Here is an 18,008-nt window from a genome sequence, read left to right as displayed (position 1 = left end):
TGGTTCCGAGAGGTCAGAACGAGCCGGGGGCGATCGTCCCGATGATCGGGTGCTTGGCGGCGTCCTCGGGGCCGCCGGTGAGCAGGCGCTTGAGGATCTTGCCCGTCTCGCCACGTGGCAGCGAGTTGAGGAAGGTGACGTCGCGCGGCACCGAGAATCGGCTCAGCCGATTGCGGATGTAGTTGCGGACCATATCCGAATCCAGGCCCGCCCCTTCGCGTTTCACCACGAAGGCGGCGAGGCGCTGGCCGTACTCCCGATCGGGGACGCCGACCACCGCGACCTCGCGGACCTGCGGCAGATAGGCCAGCGCCTCCTCGACCGGGCGCGGGAAGACGTTCTCGCCGCCGGAGATGATCATCTCGTCGTCCCGGCCCGCGATGAACAGCTTGCCCGTGGCGTCCAGGAAGCCGAGATCACCGGTGTCGAGCATGCCGTCGGCCTCGTCCGGCGGCGCGGCGTTGACATAGCCGTCGAAGAGCATGTGGTTGCTGACGTAGATGTGCCCGGTCGCGCCGACCGGCAGCGGCTTGCGGTCCGGGCCGAGCACCGCGACCTTGGTGCCCAGCGGCGGGCGGCCCGCGGTGGTCGGCGCGGTGCGCAGGTCGGTGGGATCGGCGATGGTCGCCCAGGACACCTCGGTGGAGCCGTAGACGTTGTAGAGGACGTCGCCGTAGGCGTCCATGAAGTCGAGCACCGTGCTCGCGGCGAGCGGGGCGCCGCAGCTGGCGACCACCCGCAGGCTGGAGGTGTCGTAGCGAGCCCGGACGTGCGCGGGCAGCTCCAGGATGCGGTGCACCATGATCGGCACCGCGATGAACGTGCTCACCCGGTGCTCGGCGATCAGGCGCAGGCAGTCCTCGGCGTCGAACTGCTCGGGAAGGACCACCGTGGAACGCAGCGCGGTGCTCAGTTGCAGCGCGGCAAGGCCCCAGGTGTGGAACAGCGGCGCGGGGATGAGCATGGTCTCGTCCATCCGCAGCGGAATACGGGACAGCAGCGCGGCGATGGTGCTGAATCCCTTGGCGTGCGGGCGGCGCGCGCCCTTCGGGGTGCCGGAGGTGCCCGAGGTGAGCACGATCAGCTTGCCGTGGTGGGCGGGCTTGCGAAAGTCGTTGTGCCCCATGCCCGCGAGATCGTCGAGGGTGGTTCGGCCGGGCACCGGCTTCGCGCGGTCGGTGGCGTAGCGCGGGAGATCGGCGTGCAGGTACTGCACGAGATGGTCGAATTCGCCGTCCACGAACAACGCGGTGAGCTTGTCGCGCTGCACCACCTCCTCGATACGCCGTGCGGGCAGGCCGGTGTTCAGCAGCGCCACGTCGACGCCGAGCTTGCCCGCCGCGACCATGGTCTCGACCATCCCGCCGTGGTTGCGCGCCAGCAGTCCGATGGCGTCGCCCGCCGCCAGCCCGAGCATCGACATGGCGCCCGCGATGGCGTTGGTGCGCTCGTGCATCTCCGCGAAGGTGCGCGGGCCCCGCGCGTCGATCAGTGCGGTGCGCTCCGGTGCGAACGCGGCCGCCGCCGCGTAACCGCCCGCCAGGTTGAAACCCCACTCGGAGAGCTTGCGCAGCTGTTTGAAGCCGAGGTCGGGACGCGAGGCACGGACCACGCCGGTGGCCATCATCTGCCTCGCCACCTCCGCGCGGCGGCGAACGGGTGAGTTCTCGCCGTTGACAACGACCGAGGTGGTCGCGCCGCGCACCAGGTCGGCGATGCGGCGCAGGCCGCGTTCGGTCCAGCCGATGATCGCGCTGTTGCCGAGCTTCGCGACGGCCGGATGGACGCGGCCGGGCCCGAAGAAGGTGACCGAGATGCGGGTGCGTTCCTCGGTGCCGCGCAGGCGGATCGAGGCGAAGCTGCCCAGCGTCGGGCTGACCAGCTCGAGGCTTTCGTACCAGCGGCCGATCCGCAGCTGGATCACCTGCGTGCGGACCCCGAGCTCGGCCGTGCCGACGCGGAAGCGCAGCATCTGATGTCCGCCAGCGGATTCCAGCGGTTCACACACGCCGATTCCGGGAAAGACGCGGGGGTAGGTCTGCGGCTCGCGGAGCAGGTCCCACACCGACTGGCGGGGGATCGGGAATTCCACGGTCACATCGATGACGTCGGTAACCACTGGCTTGCAATTCTCGTCGGCCGGTTCGAACAGCTCGGGTCGGCGGAGATTTCATTTGTAGCTGCCGCCGCAATTCTGGTCAAGAGTCCGGTATTTCGCCTGGTAGGGAACTGTTTTCGGACCTATTCCACGGCGAATTCGACTGTGGTCGAGCACAACTCGGGTCGGGTCGGCGGGTTTGCGGGACGGCGATTTCGCCAGATGCACACGAAGGCGGTTCCCGGGCAATTTCGGACAGCTTTGTGAGAAGTCATGAGCGGACGGCGTTCCGGACTGTCGTTCCGCCGATCGCACCGGTTCGGAGGCTGGTCGTCGTCATCGCCGAAGCGAACGCCGGGCACCCGCTTCTCGGGTCGTTCGGCGCGCTCGGCAGCGGGTACTGCTCCGACGTGAGGTGGCGATCGGAAACTAATGTCCCGTCGGGACAATATTGGTACGATGAGCGCATGGGCACCGACGACGCCGTCGACCTGGATGGCCGCAAGCTGCGCACCCGGCGCAGCCGCGAGGCGCTGTCGCGCGCCGCGTTCGATCTGCTGACCGAGCGGGGACTGGCCGCAGTTGGCGTGGAGGACATCGCCGAGCGGGCGGGCGTCACCCGCCGCACCTTCAGCCGCCACTTCCCGTCCATCGAGGCGGCGATCCTCGGCGACATCGACCAGGACATGCACCTGCTGAACGAGGCGCTGGCCTGCCGCCCGGCCCATGAGCCGCCGCTGCGGGCCTACCGCAACGCCGTGCACGATTGGCTGACCGCCGAGTACACCGGGGAGCGGGCCGGGCTGCTTGCCCGCCGTTGGGCGCTGTTCCAGCGCTTCGACGACGAACCGGCCCTGCTGGCCGGCTACCAGCGCATCCGCAACGAGGGGCAGCGCGAATCGGTGCGCATTCTGGCCGCCCGTCTCGGCGTCGACCCGGCGCGGGATCTGCGTCCGGCGACCGTCGTCGCGGCGTGTTCCGGGCTCATCGTCGCGGCCTTGCAGACCTGGGCGGCCGGGACGGACCCGACCGGCCTGCCCGACCTCATCGAAGGCTTCTTCGACACCCTCGCCGGGGTGGCGAACGACATCGAGTACACCATCGAGTACGAGGAGTCGGCGTCATGACCGAGGAACGTCCGGTCGGATCGGCGGGCATCGTGCGCCGGACCTGCCGCCGGCTGGGTTTGGACCGAAATCCCATGCGGCGCAGAGAGGATCGGCTGCAATCCGGGGTCGGTATGCTGTTGACGCTGCTGTTCCTCGTCGTCGTCCCGCTGGTCGCGATGGGGATCGGCGGCCGGGTCTACGAGACGGAATCCCGGGTGGTCGAGAGTCGGATGGCCGAACTGCGCCGCGTCGACGCCACCGTGGTCGAGGTCGGCAAGGCGCCGCTGTACGCGCCGATCACCCCGGCGCGGGTGTCCTGGGTGGACGGCGCGGGCGTCACCCGTGTCGAGGACTATCGCTCCGGTACCTTGGTGAAACCCGGCGCCGCCGTGAGCATCTGGCTCGATCCGGACGGCCGGGTCGTGGAGCCGCCGTCGGAGACGCGGGCGCTGAGCCGCGCGGTGCTGCTGTCGAGCGCGGTGGCAGGCGCGGTACTCGTGTGCTTCGTGACCGGTTACTACCTGCTGCGCGCGAGCCTGGACCGCAGGCGGGCGCGGCTGTGGGAAACCGAGTGGGCGACAGTGGGTCTCACCTGGGGCGGCCGCGGCGCGGTCTGACTCGCGCGGCCCGGTGACGACGTGCGGCGTGCCTATCGGGTGACGAAGTGCGGCGTGCCCGCCGGGTAAGGGTAGGGAACAAACCACGGCAGGCACGCCACTGTGTCCGGCCGCTGCGCGGCGAACGTAGGGCCGGACACAGATCCGAGATTAGGCGATGGGATCGCCCGGTGTCCCCGCCTCGCGGAACATCCGGCGATCCCACCACACCCCATCGGATGTGTTGTGAGACAGCACAACCGGTGTGTTTCGGTTACACGGGGAAGAGACTGTGCTTGCGCGGGTTGTGCTTCGGCTTGGGGTCCTTGTCGCGCAGCAGCCGCAGCGCCTTGCGGATCTCCAGGCGGGTCTGCGACGGCTCGATCACCGCGTCGATGTAGCCGCGCTCGGCGGCGATCCACGGCGTGGCCATGGTGGCGTTGTAGAAGTCGATCATCTGCTGGCGCACCTCGGCGCGCTGCTCGGCGGGCGTCGCCTCCAGCTGCTTGCGCCCGATGATGCCGACCATGCTCTCGGCGCCCATCACCGCGATCCGGGCGGTCGGCCAGGCCAGGCTGATGTCGGCGCCGAGCTGCTTGCAGCCCATCACCGCGTAGCCGCCGCCGTAGGCCTTGCGGGTCACGACGGTGACGATCGGCACGGTCGCCTCGATCACCGCGCGGAAGAATCGCCCGCCGCGCTTGATGACACCGCTGCGCTCCTCCTCGATGCCCGGCAGCACGCCGGGGGTGTCCACCACGAACACCAGCGGCAGGCCGAAGGCGTTGCAGAGGCGGATGAAGTGGGTGGCCTTGTCCGAGCACTGCGCGTCGAGCGCGCCGCCGAGCACCATCGGCTGGTTGGCGATCACGCCGATGCTGCGCCCGTCCACCCGCGCGAAGCCGGTGATCAGATTCTGCGCGGTACCGGCGCTGACCTCGTGGAAGGCGCCGTCGTCGAAGATGCGCACGAGGATGTCGTGCATGTCGTAGCCGACCTTGTCCGCGTCCGGGATGATCGAGTCCAGCTCGAGGTCGTGCTTGGTCATCTCCGGCTCCAGCCCCGGGTTGACGATCGGCGGCTGCTCCAGGCAGCTGGAGGGCAGGTAGCCGAGGTATTCTCGCACCCAGTCGAACGCGGCGCGCTCGCTGCTCGCGACGTGGTGCACGGTGCCGGTGCGCGCCTGCACGGCCGCGCCGCCGAGCTCCTCCGCGCTCACGCTCTCCCCGGTGACCGCCTTGATGACCTCGGGGCCGGTGACGAACATGTAGGACTTGTCGGTCGCGACCAGCACGTCCATGTTGACCGGGCCGTACACCGAACCGGCCGCGCACTTGCCGAGCATGATCGCCACCTGCGGCACGAAGCCGGACAGGTCCTCCTGACGACGGCACATCAGCGCGTACCAGGCCAGCGAGGCGACCGCGTCCTGGATACGCGCGCCGCCCGAGTCGTTGATCGCGATCACGGGGCAGGCGTTCTCGTAGGCGAACTCCATGGCCGCGGCGACCTTGCGGCCGAACATCTCGCCGACCGAGCCGCCGTGCACGGTCTGATCGTGCGCGATCACCACCACGGGCCTGCCGTCGATGTATCCGCGGCCGGTGACCACGCCGTCGCCGTACATCGCGTTGCCCGCGCCCGGCTGGCGCATCAGCGCGCCCATCTCCACGAAGCTACCGGGGTCGAGCAGCATGCGGACCCGCTCGCGGGCGCTGGGGATCTCCTTGGCCTTGCGTTTGGCGATCCCCGCCTCGCCCGCGGGTTCCTCGGCGAGCTCCAGGATGCCCCGGAGCTGCTCCAGCTTTTCTCGCGTACCGGTCATATGTCCGTGTAGTCCTTCGCACTCGACGTGGCGCCCGGTCCGCGGTACGGAGGCGCGGCGCTCGATGCTATCGGTGATGAGACGTGCGGCACACTAGGGGCCACCCTACTCATCCGACAACTCCCAGCGGGCGATACCGCGCTCTTGGTCGGATGTCCTATCGCTTCCCGGCCGCTCCGAGTTACGGGTGCCCTGCGGAATTCGCCGACCGTCCCGGAAAATATTCGGTGGACCGTGCGTACGGACGCCCGACAATTCCAACCGGTACCGTACGAAGGTGTCGGCAGCGCCTTCGCGCACACGGTCCGCCGCGCGAAAGGCCGTGATCTGCTTGTGATTACGCCCAACACCCCGGGTGCGGCCTGATGAAATGCCCGGAACTCGGTAACGCGCCGGGATTTCGCCGCGATCGCCGCTACTGTTCGACAGTCATGGCGGGCACACAGGCCGGGTCGGGCACCAAGACCCTACATGCGAGACTCGTGGAACATCTGCGATATCGGCCGCGCGGAGTGCCGCACGGTGATCTCGCGACGATAACGCGGAACTGTCTGGCCGAGGCGGTGGAAGTGCTGGAACCCGGCGCTTTTCCGGCCGCTCCACAACCGGCGGAGATCGCGGGAAGCGCGATGCGCTGGGCGCGCGAAGGCGTCGCGCTGGAAACGGTGCTCGGGGCGTATCACGACGGTATTCGTTCCGGATTGGAATTTCTCGCGGCCAGCGGCGGCGACTCCGATCAGCTGGTGGCGGGCGCCCGGTTGATCGTGCGCGCGCTGGAGATGGTGACGGTGGGGGCGTCGACGGCCTACGTCGAGGAACACCGGCTGGTCGCCAAGGAGCACCAGACGGCGGCGCAGACCCTCGTCTCGGCCCTGCTCAGCGGGCACGGCGTCGCCCAGCTCGCCAAGCAGACCGGCATCAGTATCGCGCCGTCCTACCAGGTGGTCGCCGTGTCGATCCCGCAGCACAGCGACGAGCTGCGTCCCGGCGGCGGCGCGACGGCGGGGCGCAGGAAACTGCGCAGGGTGCAGGCCGCCCTGGCCGATCCGCTCGGCTCGCGGGCGCTGTCGCTGCTGTCCACCGAGGGCGGCACCGTGCTCGTGCCGATCGACGAGACCTCCGCGTTCACGCCGTTGGCCATGACGGCCGAGGTGCTCGAGGTGGTGAGCGAGGCCGCGGAGGTTCCGCTGACGGCCACGGTCACGGCCGGACCTCGTTGCCGCATACCGGAACTCGCCGGACGCGCGCACGATCTGCTCGGCCGGATCAGGGCGGCGAACCGCCCTCCCGGCCTGTATCCCATGGCGGACCTGGGGAAAACGATCGGTTGTGACGGGCCCCAGCAGGCCACAGGGGCGGTAGTCACCTCGCCCAACAAACCGCGAATGGGGCGCTCGGCCTGAGTTTTCGGCCTTATCGTCGAACACGCCTCGGATGTTCGAGGCGGGCAAGGAGTTGACCAGTGACCACCGCGTCGACCGATCTGGACCTGCTGCGCGAACTGGAACCGGTCGCGGAGCGTCTCCTCGACGACCATCTCCGCAAGGCGAAAGCCTGGCAGCCGCACGACTACATCCCGTGGGACGAGGGCCGCAATTTCGCCGCACTCGGCGGAATCGATTGGGAGCCGGGTCAATCCCGGCTGTCCGAAGTCGCCCAGGTCGCGATGATCACGAATCTGCTCACCGAGGACAATCTTCCCTCCTATCACCGGGAGATCTCGGAATCCTTTTCGCTGGACGGCGCTTGGGGCACCTGGGTCGGCCGCTGGACCGCCGAGGAGAATCGCCACGCCATCGTGATGCGCGATTATCTGGTGGTGACCCGCGCGGTGGATCCGGTCGCTTTGGAGGCGGCGCGAATGCGGCACATGACGACCGGCGTCGCGAAACCCGTCAAGGGACCGCAGTTCCTGCGTTCGGTGGCATACGTGACGTTGCAGGAATTGGCGACCAGGATCAGTCATCGGAATACCGGGGCCGCGTGCGAGGACCCCCTCGCGGAGCGTATGCTGCAACGAATCGCAGCCGACGAGAACTTGCATATGATTTTCTATCGCAATCTGAGCGCCGCGGCCCTCGACCTCACGCCCAACGCGATGCTGCGCGCGATCACCGACATCGTCACCGGGTTCCAGATGCCCGGTCTGACGCAGCCCAACTTCCGCCGCAACGCCGTGCTGCTGGCCAAGCACGGCATCTACGATCTGCGCCAGCACCTGGATGTCGTGGTGCGGCCCGTGCTGCGCGCGTGGAACGTCTTCGAGCGGACGGACCTGTCCGGCGACGGGGAGCGGGCCCGCGACGAGCTGCACGCCTTCCTGGCGGACCTGGAGCAGCGGGCGCTGCGCTTCGAGGAACAGCGGGAACGGGCCGCGGCCCGCCGGGCCGAGCGAGTCGCCGCGAGTTCATGAGCAGACGAGTCTCCAGCACCGCGGCGGCGTTGGCCGTGCTCGCCGCCGCGACCGCCGCGCCCGTACTGGCCGAAGTGCTCGCCGCGCCCACGAGTCCGATGGCCGCGCCGACCCAGGCGCCCGCGGTCGATCCGAAGATGACCAGGACCGGTCTGCTGACCATCGAGAGCCTCGGCCCGCGCCGCGACCGCCTGCACATCGCCTCCGCCGCGATGCGCCGGGTCATCGAGGTCGACGTCCTGCGCGGCTCGGGCTCTGGCCCGCGCCCGACGCTGTACCTGCTCGACGGCGTCGACGGCGAACCGACCTCCGGCTGGCTCACGAAGGGCGGCGCGGAGCAGTTCTTCGCGGACAAACCGGTCGACGTGGTGCTCACCACCGGCGGCACCGGCAGCATGTACAGCGACTGGCAGCGCCACGACGCCGCGCTGGGGCTCAACCGCTGGGAGACCTTCCTCACCGAGGAACTGCCGCCGATCGTGGAATCGCTGCTGAAGGCCGACGGTCGGCGCGCCATCGCGGGCGTCTCGATGGGCGCGCAGGCGGCGATGATGCTCGCGCAGCGCCATCCCGGCCACTATCTGGCGGTCGCCGGAATGAGCGGCTGCTATTCCACCGCCGATCCGCTCGGTCACGCGGTCACCACGATCACGGTGGCCTCGCGCGGCGGGAACGTGGAAAATCTTTGGGGCCCACCGAGTTCCCCCGAGTGGGCGGCCCACGACAGCCTGCTCGGCGCGGACAAGCTGCGCGGCACCGCCATCTACCTGTCCGCCGCCTCGGGCGCCCCCACCGATGCCGATCTGGCCGCGGTGGCGGCGGCGCCGTCGGTCGTCGACGCGCTGCGCCTTGCCGGGGGAGGCGCAGCGCTCGAGGCAGGCGCCAGGGCGTGCACCGAACGGTTCGCCGGCCGGCTCGCCGAACTGGGGATTCCGGCCGAGGTCGAGTACTCGGACGCGGGCATGCACACCTGGCCGGACTTCGAGGCGCAGCTGCCGCGCGCCTGGCGGGTGCTTGCCAAGGCGCTGGGGGTACCCGAGAGCTGACGTCGCGGTGGAATGGGCGAGCGGCGGGCGCGTTGACATCGGGTATGACCGCGGCACTGCCTTCCGTTCGCTTCTCCGTCCTGGACCGCTCGCGGGTGCGGCGCGGGCAGTCGCATCCCGCGGCGCTGCGCGAGACGGTCGAGTTCGCGCGGCTGGCCGAGCAGTGGGGTTATCACCGGTTCTGGGTGTCCGAGCACCACAGCGTGCCCGGCGTCGCCGGGTCGGCCCCCACCGTGCTCGCCGCCGCGGCGGCCGCCGCGACCTCGCGCATCCGGATCGGCACCGGCGGGGTGATGCTGCCGAACCATCAGCCGCTTGTGGTCGCCGAACAGTTCGGTGTGCTGGAATCGCTCCACCCGGGGCGGATCGACATGGGCCTTGGCCGGTCGGTCGGCTTCACCGACGGGGTGCGCCGCGCGCTCGGGCACGGCAAGGCCGACGCCGACGATTTCGACGACCAACTCGCCGCGCTGCTCGACTACTTCGCGCACGGCAGGCAGGGTGTGCACGCGTGGCCCGCGGAGGGGCTGCGGGTGCCCGCGTTCCTGCTGGCCACCGGCACCGGGGCGGACCGCGCCGCGCGCTTCGGGTTGCCGCTGGTCGTCGCGGCGGTGGCGGGGACCGATCGGATGGTCGAGGCGATCGAACGCTATCGCGCGGGATTCCGTGAAACAGCTTGGGGGAGCGCGCCCTACGTCGTCGTCTCGGGCACCGTCCTGATCGCCGACAGCACCGAGGAAGCGCGCAGGATGCTGCTGCCGGAGGCCTGGTCGAGCGCGTACTCGCGCACCCGCGGCGAGTTCCCGGTGTTGCTGCCGCCGGAGGAGATCGAATCGGCGCCCATGACCGAACGCGAGCGGCGCCTGGTCGCGGAATCGATGCGCGATCAGATCCACGGCACCGAGGACGAGGTGGCCGAGGCGCTGGAGCGGCTTGTCCTCCGGACCGGAGCGGACGAGATCCTGGTGCACACCAGCACCTACGATCGCGCCGCGCGGCTCGAGTCGCACCGGCGGCTGGCGCGGCTCACCGGGTTGCTCCCCGCCGCCGGGCGGCGGGCGGCGTAAGACTCCTGGCACCTCAGCGGAATCGCGCCTCGACCGCGGCGTACCCGAACAGCCGACGACCCTCGCAACGCAGGTCCACCGCGAGGGTGGCGGCGCGATGGCGTAGATCCAGCGCGGTGATCCGGCCACGGAGGGCGAGGCGCACCCGCTGTCCTGGCCGGACGCGCAGGCTATGGACGCCGGGGGCGACCTGGGTGCGGAGCCTGGTGATGGCGGCGGGATCGCCGAGCCAATCGGTGAGATAGCCCGTGGCGAGGCCGAGTTCGTACATGCCCGGCGGCTCGGCGCTCGGCAGACCGGTCACGGCGGAGTACTCGGCCAGATCCGCCGCGGACACCTCGAGCAGCTGGACCGGCAGTTCGTCGCCAACCGCGAGAGATTCGAAACCCACCGCAGTACAAGGTGTTCGGCAATCAGCGCCGGGTATCGCGTGCTCGGTCCATGGCCGGTCGGCGAAGACCTCCCCGATGCCCGACGCGGTGACTGCTCGTACCCGCCCCAGGACCGTCGTCGTACCGGTGTGCACCGCGCGACCTGTCCTGTCGACCAGCGCGCTCCTGATCGTGAGAACTTCGTAGTCCGAGAAGTAGCACGAGGATTCGACATGCACCCGGCAGTCCAGCCGGTCACCGGCCAGCAGCGGTCTGGCCAGATCGAGTACGTGATCGGCGTGCAGGACGCGCGGCGCTCGAGCGCCCATGCGCGGGGAATCGAGCAATTCTCGGTATACATGGCCGAGTAATACGGTGGCGAACGTCGGCGGGGCGACGAGCCCGGAATGCCCGAGCCGGTGCGCGGCGTCGGCGCGGAGGAACGCCGGATGGAAATTGCGGACGGCGCGCGCGAATTCGCGTATTGCCCCTTCGCGCACCACACCGCGCCATGCTGTCGGGAGGTCGTGATATGACGGTGATTCGTTGCGGGACAGGGGTGTGGCGAGATCGGTCATATTTTGCTCCAGAATTGCCGTGCCGTCGGGAATGGGATCGCCGTCAGGCGGGCGGACCGAAGGGGGAGGCCAGCACCGGCACCTGATCCGGTGTCACGGTGGCGACGACGTCCACCCCGGCGCCGGAGAAATCGCGCACCGCGCGGTCGATGTGATCGGCCGAGGTGACGACCACCGCGTCCCTGGCGCCGATGTCGCGCATGATCCTGGCCGAGTGCTCGGCGTTCTGCGCCGTCGACGCCGCGTCCGGCTCGACGATCACCCGCTCGGCCGGAATGCCGCGCGCGATAAGCCAATCCGCCATCGCCCGCGCCTCGGTGACGCCGTTGCGCGGATTTCCGCCGGTCACGATGACGGGCGAGGCGGGAGCGAGCAGCGCCTGCACGAAGCCGGCGTGCAGGCGCGCGAGCAGTTCCTGGCGCATCCCGCCGTCGGGGAGCAGGCCGTAACCGAGCACCACGACCGCGGTGTCGGGGCCGCGAAAACCCAGCGCGGGCAGCGCCGAGGCCAGGTGGGGCGGCGGCGCGGAAGCCGAGGCCGAACCGGTGCCGCCGTCGGCCAGCGCGCACGGGGCATGCAGCAATGCGGTCGCCGCCGTCGCGACGCCGAGCAGGGCGCGCACCGTGCCGCGGTGGAACCGCGCTCGCGGAAACATCTTCTGCAACATGGCATCTCCATCGATTAGCCATCGAGTGGCCTTCGATGGCGGGAAACCTCGCTCCATGATTGCGCCGTGATCCACCCCAGCACACCGTGCCGACCGGAATATCTGGAGATGTCATCGTTCGGTGGCCGCGTAATTGGAGGATCGCACTCGAGGTCGTCGGCGATTCCCGAAATCCGTTGGACGCGAATGTCACCGGAATCGGCGAAGGACCGTTCGGCGGTGACTGTGCACGTTCCCTATGGCCGCGGCGAACGCTTCGTGAGGTCTCCAGATACCCGTTCGCGGTGTGGGTTTCGCCGTTTCCCCGGTCCTAGCGTTGGCGCAGTTTCAGTCCCGCCGACCGGCACGGCGGGGCTGTGAACCGCAAGAACCGAGAACGAGGGAACGACGTCGTTCCGACCGAAAGGCATCTGATGAAACGAAGTACCCGCGGCCGAACGCTCGGCGCCGCGGCGGTGTCGATCGTATCGGTGCTCGCCATGAGCTTCACCGGTGTCGCGGCCGAGGCCGCCCCCGAGCCCGCGCCGACCGAACAGGCCTTGGCCGACCTCATCGCCGCGGGTCGCAAGGCGGCGCCGGTCGCCGAGTCGGGCAGCGCGGGCAGGTCCGGCTCGGCCTGCACCTCCGGCAGCGGAGCAGGCTCGGGCAACGGCTCGGGCAATTGCTACGGGGGATCCGGCAGCAGTTCCGGGTCCGCTGGCGGATTCGCCAGCGACACAGTCGGTTACGGACCGCCGATGACCTCGTGGCTGGCCGCGTTCGGCCACGGTCTGCTGAATCCCGATGTCGCCCCGCCCGGCGCCAACGACTGGAACTGCAAGCCCACCGCCGAGCACCCCCGTCCCGTGGTGCTGCTGCACGGCACCTGGATGAACGCCTACAACGGCTACGCCTTCATGGGTCAGCCGATCAAGGACGCCGGCTTCTGTACCTACACCTTCAACTACGGCCGCGCCAACTTGCTCGAGGGCGGCGGCCTCGGATCGGTGCTGCCCGGCGTGATGGGCACCGGCTACATCTGGGACTCGGCCAAGCAGCTGGCCACCTTCGTCGACCGGGTGCTCGCGGCCACCGGAGCCGACGAGGTCGACATCATCGCCCACTCGCAGGGCGGCGCGATGGCCAACTGGTACACCAAGTTCGAGGGCGGCGCGGCCAAGGTGCAGAACCTCGTCACCTACGGCGCGACCCACCACGGCACCAGCCTGATCGGGATCGGCGCGCTGGGCAGGGCCATCAACAACTTCGGCATCGACATCCTCGGCTTCGTCGAGATCTTCGTCGGCCACGCCGGTATCCAGCAGACGGTCGGCTCGGAGTTCGTGCAGAAGCTCAACGCCGACGGCGACACCGTGCCCGGCGTGGACTACACCATCGTCGGCACCCGGTACGACGAGATCACCAACCCCTACGACCTGACCTTCCTCCAGGCCGGTCCCGGCGTGAAAGTCGACAACATCACCCTCCAGGACGGCTGCGAGCAGGACGTCTCCGACCACCTCACGATGATGTACTCGCCGCGGGCGCTGTCGATCGCGTTGCGCGCCTTGGACCCGGTGGGTCATCCGCAGCTCGACTGCACCTTCAACCCTTGGCTGATCGGAGGTGGTGGCGCCCTGTGACCTGTTGACCGATCGGCGGCCGGGATGTCGGGCGGGAACCCTCGAACCCTCCCGTGCAGGCGCGACCCGACCGCCGTCGCCGAGCCCACCGAGCGGAGTAACGCACGCACTGCCGCCCGGTGGGCTTCGGCATGAAATCGGTCTCGTTCGCGGTACGCGGCGACGTCGGTGTCATCGCGTCGGCGGCGACGGCGGCCGGTGCGCGACGGAAGGTCGACGGGTCCAGCGCTGCTCGACGCGGCCGTAGCGCCACACCAGCAGCGCCACCACCCAGGTGGCGACGAACAGCCCGACGATGACATAGCCCAGCACGTTCAGATCCAGACCGCCGACCCAGTCCCAGAATCCGCCGGACAAGCGCAGCTGCTCGGCGAGCAGGCCGAGCAGTTCCACGGTGCCGATGAGCAGGGCCACCGTGATCGACAGCGCCGTGACGGTGATGTTGTAGTAGACCTTGCGGACGGGGTGGGCGAACGCCCATCCGTAGGCGAAGTTCATGAAGGTCCCGTCGATGGTGTCCAGCAGGCTCATGCCCGCGGCGAACAGGACGGGCAGGCACAGAATCGCGTACCAGGGCAGTCCAGCGGCCGCGCTGGTTCCGGCGAGCACGAGCAACGCGACCTCGGTCGCCGTGTCGAACCCGAGGCCGAAGAGCAGACCCACCGGGTACATGTGCCACGGTTTGGTGACCGCCCGCATCACCGGTCCCAGCAGGCGATTGACGAATCCCCTTCTGGCGAGCTGGTCTTCGAGATCCGCCTCGGCGTAGTCGCCGGCCCGCATGCGCCGCAGGACGCGGAGGATGCCGATCAACACGAGGATGTTGAGCAGTGCGATGAGGTAGAGGAACGCGCCCGAGACCGTGGTGCCGAACAGCCCGGTGTAGTGCTGGAGGCTGGAGGATTCGTCCTCGACGGGTCCGGCGATCGACCTGATCCCGATCGAGAGCAGGAAGGCGAGTCCGAAGACGATCGTCGAATGCCCCAGGGAGAAGAAGAATCCGACCGAGAGCGGGCGCTGCCCGTCGCTCATCAGCTTGCGGGTGGTGTTGTCGATCGCGGCGATGTGGTCGGCGTCGAAGGCGTGCCGCAGACCGAGCGTGTAGGCGGTCAGGCCGACACCGATCCCGAGCGTCTGCGCGCCGATGTCGAGGTCGCGCGGCACCACGAACACGATCAGGGTGATCCAGCCGACCAGGTGCAAGGCCGCGATCACCGCGAACATGCCTGCGGCGCCGAGCCATTCGGTGCGGGTCAGCGAGTGGCGAACGACGTCGAGGCGGGATCGTCCGGTGGAAACGGTCACGTCCGCGACAGCCTGTCGTTGGTGACGCGCAACTGGCGGTCCGTGCTGTCGGCGAGGTCGTGGACCTGCTCCGGCTCCAGCCGTCCGCAGAGCCGATCCCAGTGCAGCGCGACGAGATCGGGTTCGCGCACGTCCGGTACGGGGGAGTAGCCGTCGACCGACACCGCGACTCGCCGGGCCCGCGGAGCGGACAACGCGAGTCGACGTCCGTCCCACTCCAGGCGGCGGCTCGACACCGTGACGTGGTCGGCGGTCCGGGTAAGGACCGTCCCCCAAGTGATGCGGCAGTTGTCGAGCACACGCAACGGATGCTCGTCGTTGCCCCGTCCGAGCAATCTGCTCCACGGGTAGACGCCGAAGACGTGGAAGCAGTGGTTGGCGGCGGCTTCGGGAGCGAGTTCCGGGGTCAGATGCGCCCAGTAGTGACCGGCGACCGGACCGATGACAGCCAAGAGTTCCGCCATGAACTCCGCCGGATCCAGTCGCGCACCGAGTCCTCCTCCGAGCCAATACGATTCGACGAGCCGCCGGTCCAGCGGGTCGTCGATGCCGGTCAGCCGCGCCATGACCCGCAGGTAGGGCCAGGCGCCGGAGAATCGGCGCGCCATCGCCCTGACCTCCGCCGCGGGCAGGTCGACCATCGACCCGCCGGCGGCGGGTCCGCAGTAGCCGAGTGCGTTGGGCGCGTGGGCGTAGCGGGCGAACATCTCGGTTCCGTCGAAGCCCCCCGCGTCCGGTCCGGTGGCCGCGCTACCTCCTCTCGCCGCCCCGGCGGAAGCCGAATCACCGCCCATGTCAACAGATTCGCGGCAGTTGTTCGCCCGCGGGCAGGTCCACCACCCGATTGCCGCCCAGCGCCGTGCGGGCGACCACCATACCGGGATGCTCGTCGACGCAGACGCCGATCGCCTCGGCACGCCCGCCGAGCGGATGCTCGCGCATGGCCGCGAGGACCTTATCGGCGTCCTCCTGCGCGACGAAGGCGACCAGCTTGCCCTCGTTCGCGACGTACAGCGGATCCAGGCCGAGCAGTCCGCACGCGTCGCGAACCTGCGAGGACACCGGGATCTTCCGTTCGTCCAGCGACACACCGACTTCCGCCACGCCGGCGATCTCGTTGAGCGTCGCGGCAACCCCGCCGCGCGTCGGATCCCGCAGGACGTGCAGGTCGGCGCCGGTGGCCAGCATCGCGGCGACCAGACCGTGCAGCGGCGCGGTGTCGCTGCACACCGTGGTGCCGAACTCCAAGCCCTCGCGACAGCTCAGCACCGCGACACCGTGCAGGCCGATCTCCCCGCTGACCACGACCACGTCACCGGGCCGCGCGCGCTGCGGGCGGATGTCGACGCCGTCGTCGATCAGCCCGATCCCCGCGGTGTTGACGTAGACGCCGTCGCCGTGACCGGCGTCGACGACCTTGGTGTCACCGGTGACCAGCTTGACTTCTGCCCCGAGGGCGGCGGTGCCCATGGCCGCTGCGATGCGCGCGATATCGGCGAGCGCGGTGCCCTCCTCCAGGATGAAGGCGGTCGACAGCACCATGGGACGAGCGCCGGACATCGCGAGATCGTTGACGGTGCCGTTGACGGCGAGTTCCCCGATCGAACCGCCGGGGAACTCCATCGGCTTCACCACGAACGAATCGGTGGTGAACGCCAGCCGGGCGCCGCCGAGGCTGACCACCGCCGAATCGCCGAATCCCGCTTCGGCGGCCGATCCGAACGCGGGCAGGAAGAGATGCTCGATCAGCTCGCCCGACATCGCACCGCCGCCGCCGTGCCCCATGACGATGTTAGGCGAATCCCGCAGCGGCATCGGGCAGACCCAGCTGCCCATGTCGACGGGCGCGGGCGACCCGGTCTCGTCAAGCATGAGCGACCTCCGCAGGCAGGTCGAGCCGCCGGTACAGGTAGTAGGCGGCGCACGCGCCCTCGGAGGAGACCATGGTGGCGCCCAAGGGATTCCGTGGTGTGCACTGCTTGCCGAAGGCCGCGCACTCGTGCGGCTTGATCAGGCCTTGCAGCACCTCGCCGGAACGGCAGATCGATGACTCCTCGGTGTGCAGCTCGTCGACGGCGAACCGCTGCTCGGCGTCGTAGTCGCGGTAGCGCTCCGAGAGCCGCCAGCCGCTGCGCGGAATGACGCCGATACCGCGCCAAGCCCGGTCGGTGACCTCGAAGACGTCCTCGAGCATGGCCTTGGCGGCCGGGTTGCCCGCCGCGGCGACCGCGCGCGGGTAGGCGTTCTCCACCTCGTGCCGTCCTGCCTCCAACTGGACCACCGTGCGGCGGATGCCCTCCAGGATGTCGAGCGGCTCGAAGCCGGTGACCACCACCGGAACCCGGTACTTCTCGGCCAGCGGCGGGTACTCACCGGTGCCCATCACGGTGCACACGTGACCGGCCGCGAGGAAGCCCTGCACCCGGCAGTCGGGGGACTCCATGATCGCGGCGATGGCAGGCGGCACCAGCACGTGCGAGACGAGCAGCGAGAAGTTCCGCACGCCGAGTCGTTTGGCCTGGTAGACGGTCATGGCGTTGGCGGGCGCGGTGGTCTCGAAGCCGATGCCGAAGAACACCACCTGCCGGTCGGGGTTCGCGCGGGCCAGCTCGAGCGCGTCGAGCGGTGAGTAGACCACCCGCACGTCGCCGCCCTCGCTCTTGACGCGGAACAGATCCTTGTTGCTGCCCGGCACCCGCAGCATGTCGCCGAACGAGCAGAAGATCACCCCGGGCCGGGCGGCGATCTCCAGCGCCTTGTCGATCACCTCGAGCGGCGTGACGCAGACCGGGCAGCCCGGGCCGTGGATCATCTCGATCTGGTCGGGCAGCAGTTGGTCGATGCCGTGCCGGATGATCGAATGGGTCTGGCCACCACAGACTTCCATGATCGACCACCGTCTGCTCGTCGCGCCGCGGATCCGGTCGAGCAGGCCCTTGGCCAGCTGTGGATCACTGAATTCGTCGAGATACTTCACGACGTCACCTCCGGATCGTCTGGCTGCTCGGTTGTCTCGGGGTTGTCGAGTCCGGCCTGTTTCGCGGCGATGGCGAAACCGTCGCCGAACTCTTCGTTGAGCACACCGAGGCGTTCGAACTCGGCCAGGGTCTGTAGCGCGGACTGCTCGTCCAAGCGCTGAATCGCGAATCCGACGTGGACGACGACATAGTCGCCGACCGCCGCGTCGGGGATGTATTGCAGGCACACATCCTTGTGCACGCCGCCGAAGTCGACGGTCGACATCAGCGTGCCGTCGCGCTCGTGCAGGCTGAGCACCTTTCCTGGTACTGCCAGGCACATCGTCGCTTCTC

Annotated in this window: 16 protein-coding genes; 7 read left to right on the top strand and 9 right to left on the bottom strand. The window is 69.3% G+C overall.

The annotated features are described in order from the left end of the window. Positions 1-13 precede the first annotated feature (13 nt). Positions 14-2,119 (bottom strand): AMP-binding protein, encoded by a 2,106-nt coding sequence (locus NAM01S_RS01715; RefSeq protein WP_067778209.1) that lies wholly within the window; start codon positions 2,117-2,119, stop codon positions 14-16. Positions 2,120-2,565: 446 nt separating this feature from the next. Here NAM01S_RS01715 and NAM01S_RS01710 point away from each other — a divergent pair, with 446 nt between their 5' ends. Together NAM01S_RS01710 and NAM01S_RS01705 are read left to right on the top strand one after the other, a co-directional pair. Then, positions 2,566-3,225 carry a TetR/AcrR family transcriptional regulator gene (locus tag NAM01S_RS01710; protein WP_067778208.1) on the top strand — a complete coding sequence of 220 codons (660 nt, stop codon included), beginning with the start codon at positions 2,566-2,568 and terminating at the stop codon, positions 3,223-3,225. After that, positions 3,222-3,824, top strand: a complete 603-nt coding sequence (locus tag NAM01S_RS01705; protein WP_067778207.1) for an Rv1733c family protein — start codon at positions 3,222-3,224, stop codon at positions 3,822-3,824. Before NAM01S_RS01710 ends, NAM01S_RS01705 begins: the two co-directional genes overlap by 4 nt. A 253-nt stretch (positions 3,825-4,077) precedes the next feature. Here NAM01S_RS01705 and NAM01S_RS01700 read toward each other — a convergent pair whose 3' ends face one another. After that, the gene (locus NAM01S_RS01700) at positions 4,078-5,628 is read right to left on the bottom strand and encodes an acyl-CoA carboxylase subunit beta (RefSeq protein WP_067778206.1); all 1,551 of its coding nucleotides are present in this window, start codon (positions 5,626-5,628) and stop codon (positions 4,078-4,080) included. Between the two features lie 431 nt (positions 5,629-6,059). Here NAM01S_RS01700 and NAM01S_RS01695 point away from each other — a divergent pair, with 431 nt between their 5' ends. From NAM01S_RS01695 to NAM01S_RS01680, 4 genes are read left to right on the top strand one after another with little or no spacing between them, the layout of a single operon-like run. Next, entirely contained in the window at positions 6,060-7,031 is a 972-nt protein-coding gene (locus NAM01S_RS01695) for an RsbRD N-terminal domain-containing protein (RefSeq protein WP_067778205.1), read from the top strand. Between the two features lie 59 nt (positions 7,032-7,090). Beyond that, entirely contained in the window at positions 7,091-8,041 is a 951-nt protein-coding gene (locus tag NAM01S_RS01690) for an acyl-ACP desaturase (protein ID WP_067778204.1), read from the top strand. Beyond that, complete coding sequence (locus NAM01S_RS01685; RefSeq protein WP_067778203.1) at positions 8,038-9,087, top strand: alpha/beta hydrolase; 1,050 nt, start codon at positions 8,038-8,040, stop codon at positions 9,085-9,087. Before NAM01S_RS01690 ends, NAM01S_RS01685 begins: the two co-directional genes overlap by 4 nt. A 44-nt stretch (positions 9,088-9,131) precedes the next feature. Beyond that, positions 9,132-10,154, top strand: a complete 1,023-nt coding sequence (locus NAM01S_RS01680; protein ID WP_067778202.1) for an LLM class flavin-dependent oxidoreductase — start codon at positions 9,132-9,134, stop codon at positions 10,152-10,154. A gap of 13 nt (positions 10,155-10,167) precedes the next feature. Here NAM01S_RS01680 and NAM01S_RS01675 read toward each other — a convergent pair whose 3' ends face one another. Then, positions 10,168-11,103 (bottom strand): FAS1-like dehydratase domain-containing protein, encoded by a 936-nt coding sequence (locus NAM01S_RS01675; protein ID WP_084482264.1) that lies wholly within the window; start codon positions 11,101-11,103, stop codon positions 10,168-10,170. A 43-nt stretch (positions 11,104-11,146) separates the two neighbouring features. Then, entirely contained in the window at positions 11,147-11,770 is a 624-nt protein-coding gene (locus tag NAM01S_RS01670; protein ID WP_067778200.1) for a YdcF family protein, read from the bottom strand. Positions 11,771-12,183: 413 nt separating this feature from the next. Here NAM01S_RS01670 and NAM01S_RS01665 point away from each other — a divergent pair, with 413 nt between their 5' ends. After that, positions 12,184-13,392 carry an esterase/lipase family protein gene (locus NAM01S_RS01665; RefSeq protein WP_067778364.1) on the top strand — a complete coding sequence of 403 codons (1,209 nt, stop codon included), beginning with the start codon at positions 12,184-12,186 and terminating at the stop codon, positions 13,390-13,392. Between the two features lie 171 nt (positions 13,393-13,563). Here the strand turns inward: NAM01S_RS01665 and nicT are convergent, their stop codons facing one another. The 5 genes from nicT to NAM01S_RS01640 form a co-directional block, all read right to left on the bottom strand. Beyond that, entirely contained in the window at positions 13,564-14,697 is a 1,134-nt protein-coding gene (nicT, locus tag NAM01S_RS01660) for a Nickel transporter NicT (protein ID WP_067778199.1), read from the bottom strand. After that, entirely contained in the window at positions 14,694-15,404 is a 711-nt protein-coding gene (locus tag NAM01S_RS01655; RefSeq protein WP_067778198.1) for a DUF6390 family protein, read from the bottom strand. The genes nicT and NAM01S_RS01655 overlap by 4 nt, the downstream gene beginning before the upstream one ends. An 88-nt stretch (positions 15,405-15,492) precedes the next feature. After that, the gene (hypE, locus tag NAM01S_RS01650; RefSeq protein WP_067778197.1) at positions 15,493-16,569 is read right to left on the bottom strand and encodes a hydrogenase expression/formation protein HypE; all 1,077 of its coding nucleotides are present in this window, start codon (positions 16,567-16,569) and stop codon (positions 15,493-15,495) included. Continuing rightward, on the bottom strand, positions 16,562-17,674 hold the full coding sequence (hypD, locus tag NAM01S_RS01645) for a hydrogenase formation protein HypD (protein WP_067778196.1): 1,113 nt from the start codon (positions 17,672-17,674) through the stop codon (positions 16,562-16,564). Before hypD ends, hypE begins: the two co-directional genes overlap by 8 nt. After that, on the bottom strand, positions 17,671-17,997 hold the full coding sequence (locus NAM01S_RS01640; RefSeq protein WP_067778195.1) for a HypC/HybG/HupF family hydrogenase formation chaperone: 327 nt from the start codon (positions 17,995-17,997) through the stop codon (positions 17,671-17,673). The genes hypD and NAM01S_RS01640 overlap by 4 nt, the downstream gene beginning before the upstream one ends. Positions 17,998-18,008 lie beyond the last annotated feature (11 nt).

It is taken from the genome of Nocardia amikacinitolerans NBRC 108937 (assembly GCF_001612615.1).
GTDB classification, from domain to species: Bacteria; Actinomycetota; Actinomycetes; order Mycobacteriales; family Mycobacteriaceae; genus Nocardia; species Nocardia amikacinitolerans.
This window is presented reverse-complemented; position numbering and strand designations above follow the sequence as displayed.

What these genes read in the sequence shown, in the direction of transcription:
- NAM01S_RS01640 (WP_067778195.1), bottom strand. Translation starts at nt 17,997, where the DNA reads ATGTGCCTGGCAGTACCAGGAAAGGTGCTCAGCCTGCACGAGCGCGAC.
- NAM01S_RS01710 (WP_067778208.1), top strand. Translation starts at nt 2,566, where the DNA reads ATGGGCACCGACGACGCCGTCGACCTGGATGGCCGCAAGCTGCGCACC.
- hypE (WP_067778197.1), bottom strand. Translation starts at nt 16,569, where the DNA reads ATGCTTGACGAGACCGGGTCGCCCGCGCCCGTCGACATGGGCAGCTGG.
- NAM01S_RS01700 (WP_067778206.1), bottom strand. Translation starts at nt 5,628, where the DNA reads ATGACCGGTACGCGAGAAAAGCTGGAGCAGCTCCGGGGCATCCTGGAG.
- NAM01S_RS01680 (WP_067778202.1), top strand. Translation starts at nt 9,132, where the DNA reads ATGACCGCGGCACTGCCTTCCGTTCGCTTCTCCGTCCTGGACCGCTCG.
- NAM01S_RS01665 (WP_067778364.1), top strand. Translation starts at nt 12,184, where the DNA reads ATGAAACGAAGTACCCGCGGCCGAACGCTCGGCGCCGCGGCGGTGTCG.
- NAM01S_RS01695 (WP_067778205.1), top strand. Translation starts at nt 6,060, where the DNA reads ATGGCGGGCACACAGGCCGGGTCGGGCACCAAGACCCTACATGCGAGA.
- NAM01S_RS01705 (WP_067778207.1), top strand. Translation starts at nt 3,222, where the DNA reads ATGACCGAGGAACGTCCGGTCGGATCGGCGGGCATCGTGCGCCGGACC.
- NAM01S_RS01670 (WP_067778200.1), bottom strand. Translation starts at nt 11,770, where the DNA reads ATGTTGCAGAAGATGTTTCCGCGAGCGCGGTTCCACCGCGGCACGGTG.
- NAM01S_RS01655 (WP_067778198.1), bottom strand. Translation starts at nt 15,404, where the DNA reads ATGTTCGCCCGCTACGCCCACGCGCCCAACGCACTCGGCTACTGCGGA.
- NAM01S_RS01685 (WP_067778203.1), top strand. Translation starts at nt 8,038, where the DNA reads ATGAGCAGACGAGTCTCCAGCACCGCGGCGGCGTTGGCCGTGCTCGCC.
- NAM01S_RS01675 (WP_084482264.1), bottom strand. Translation starts at nt 11,103, where the DNA reads ATGACCGATCTCGCCACACCCCTGTCCCGCAACGAATCACCGTCATAT.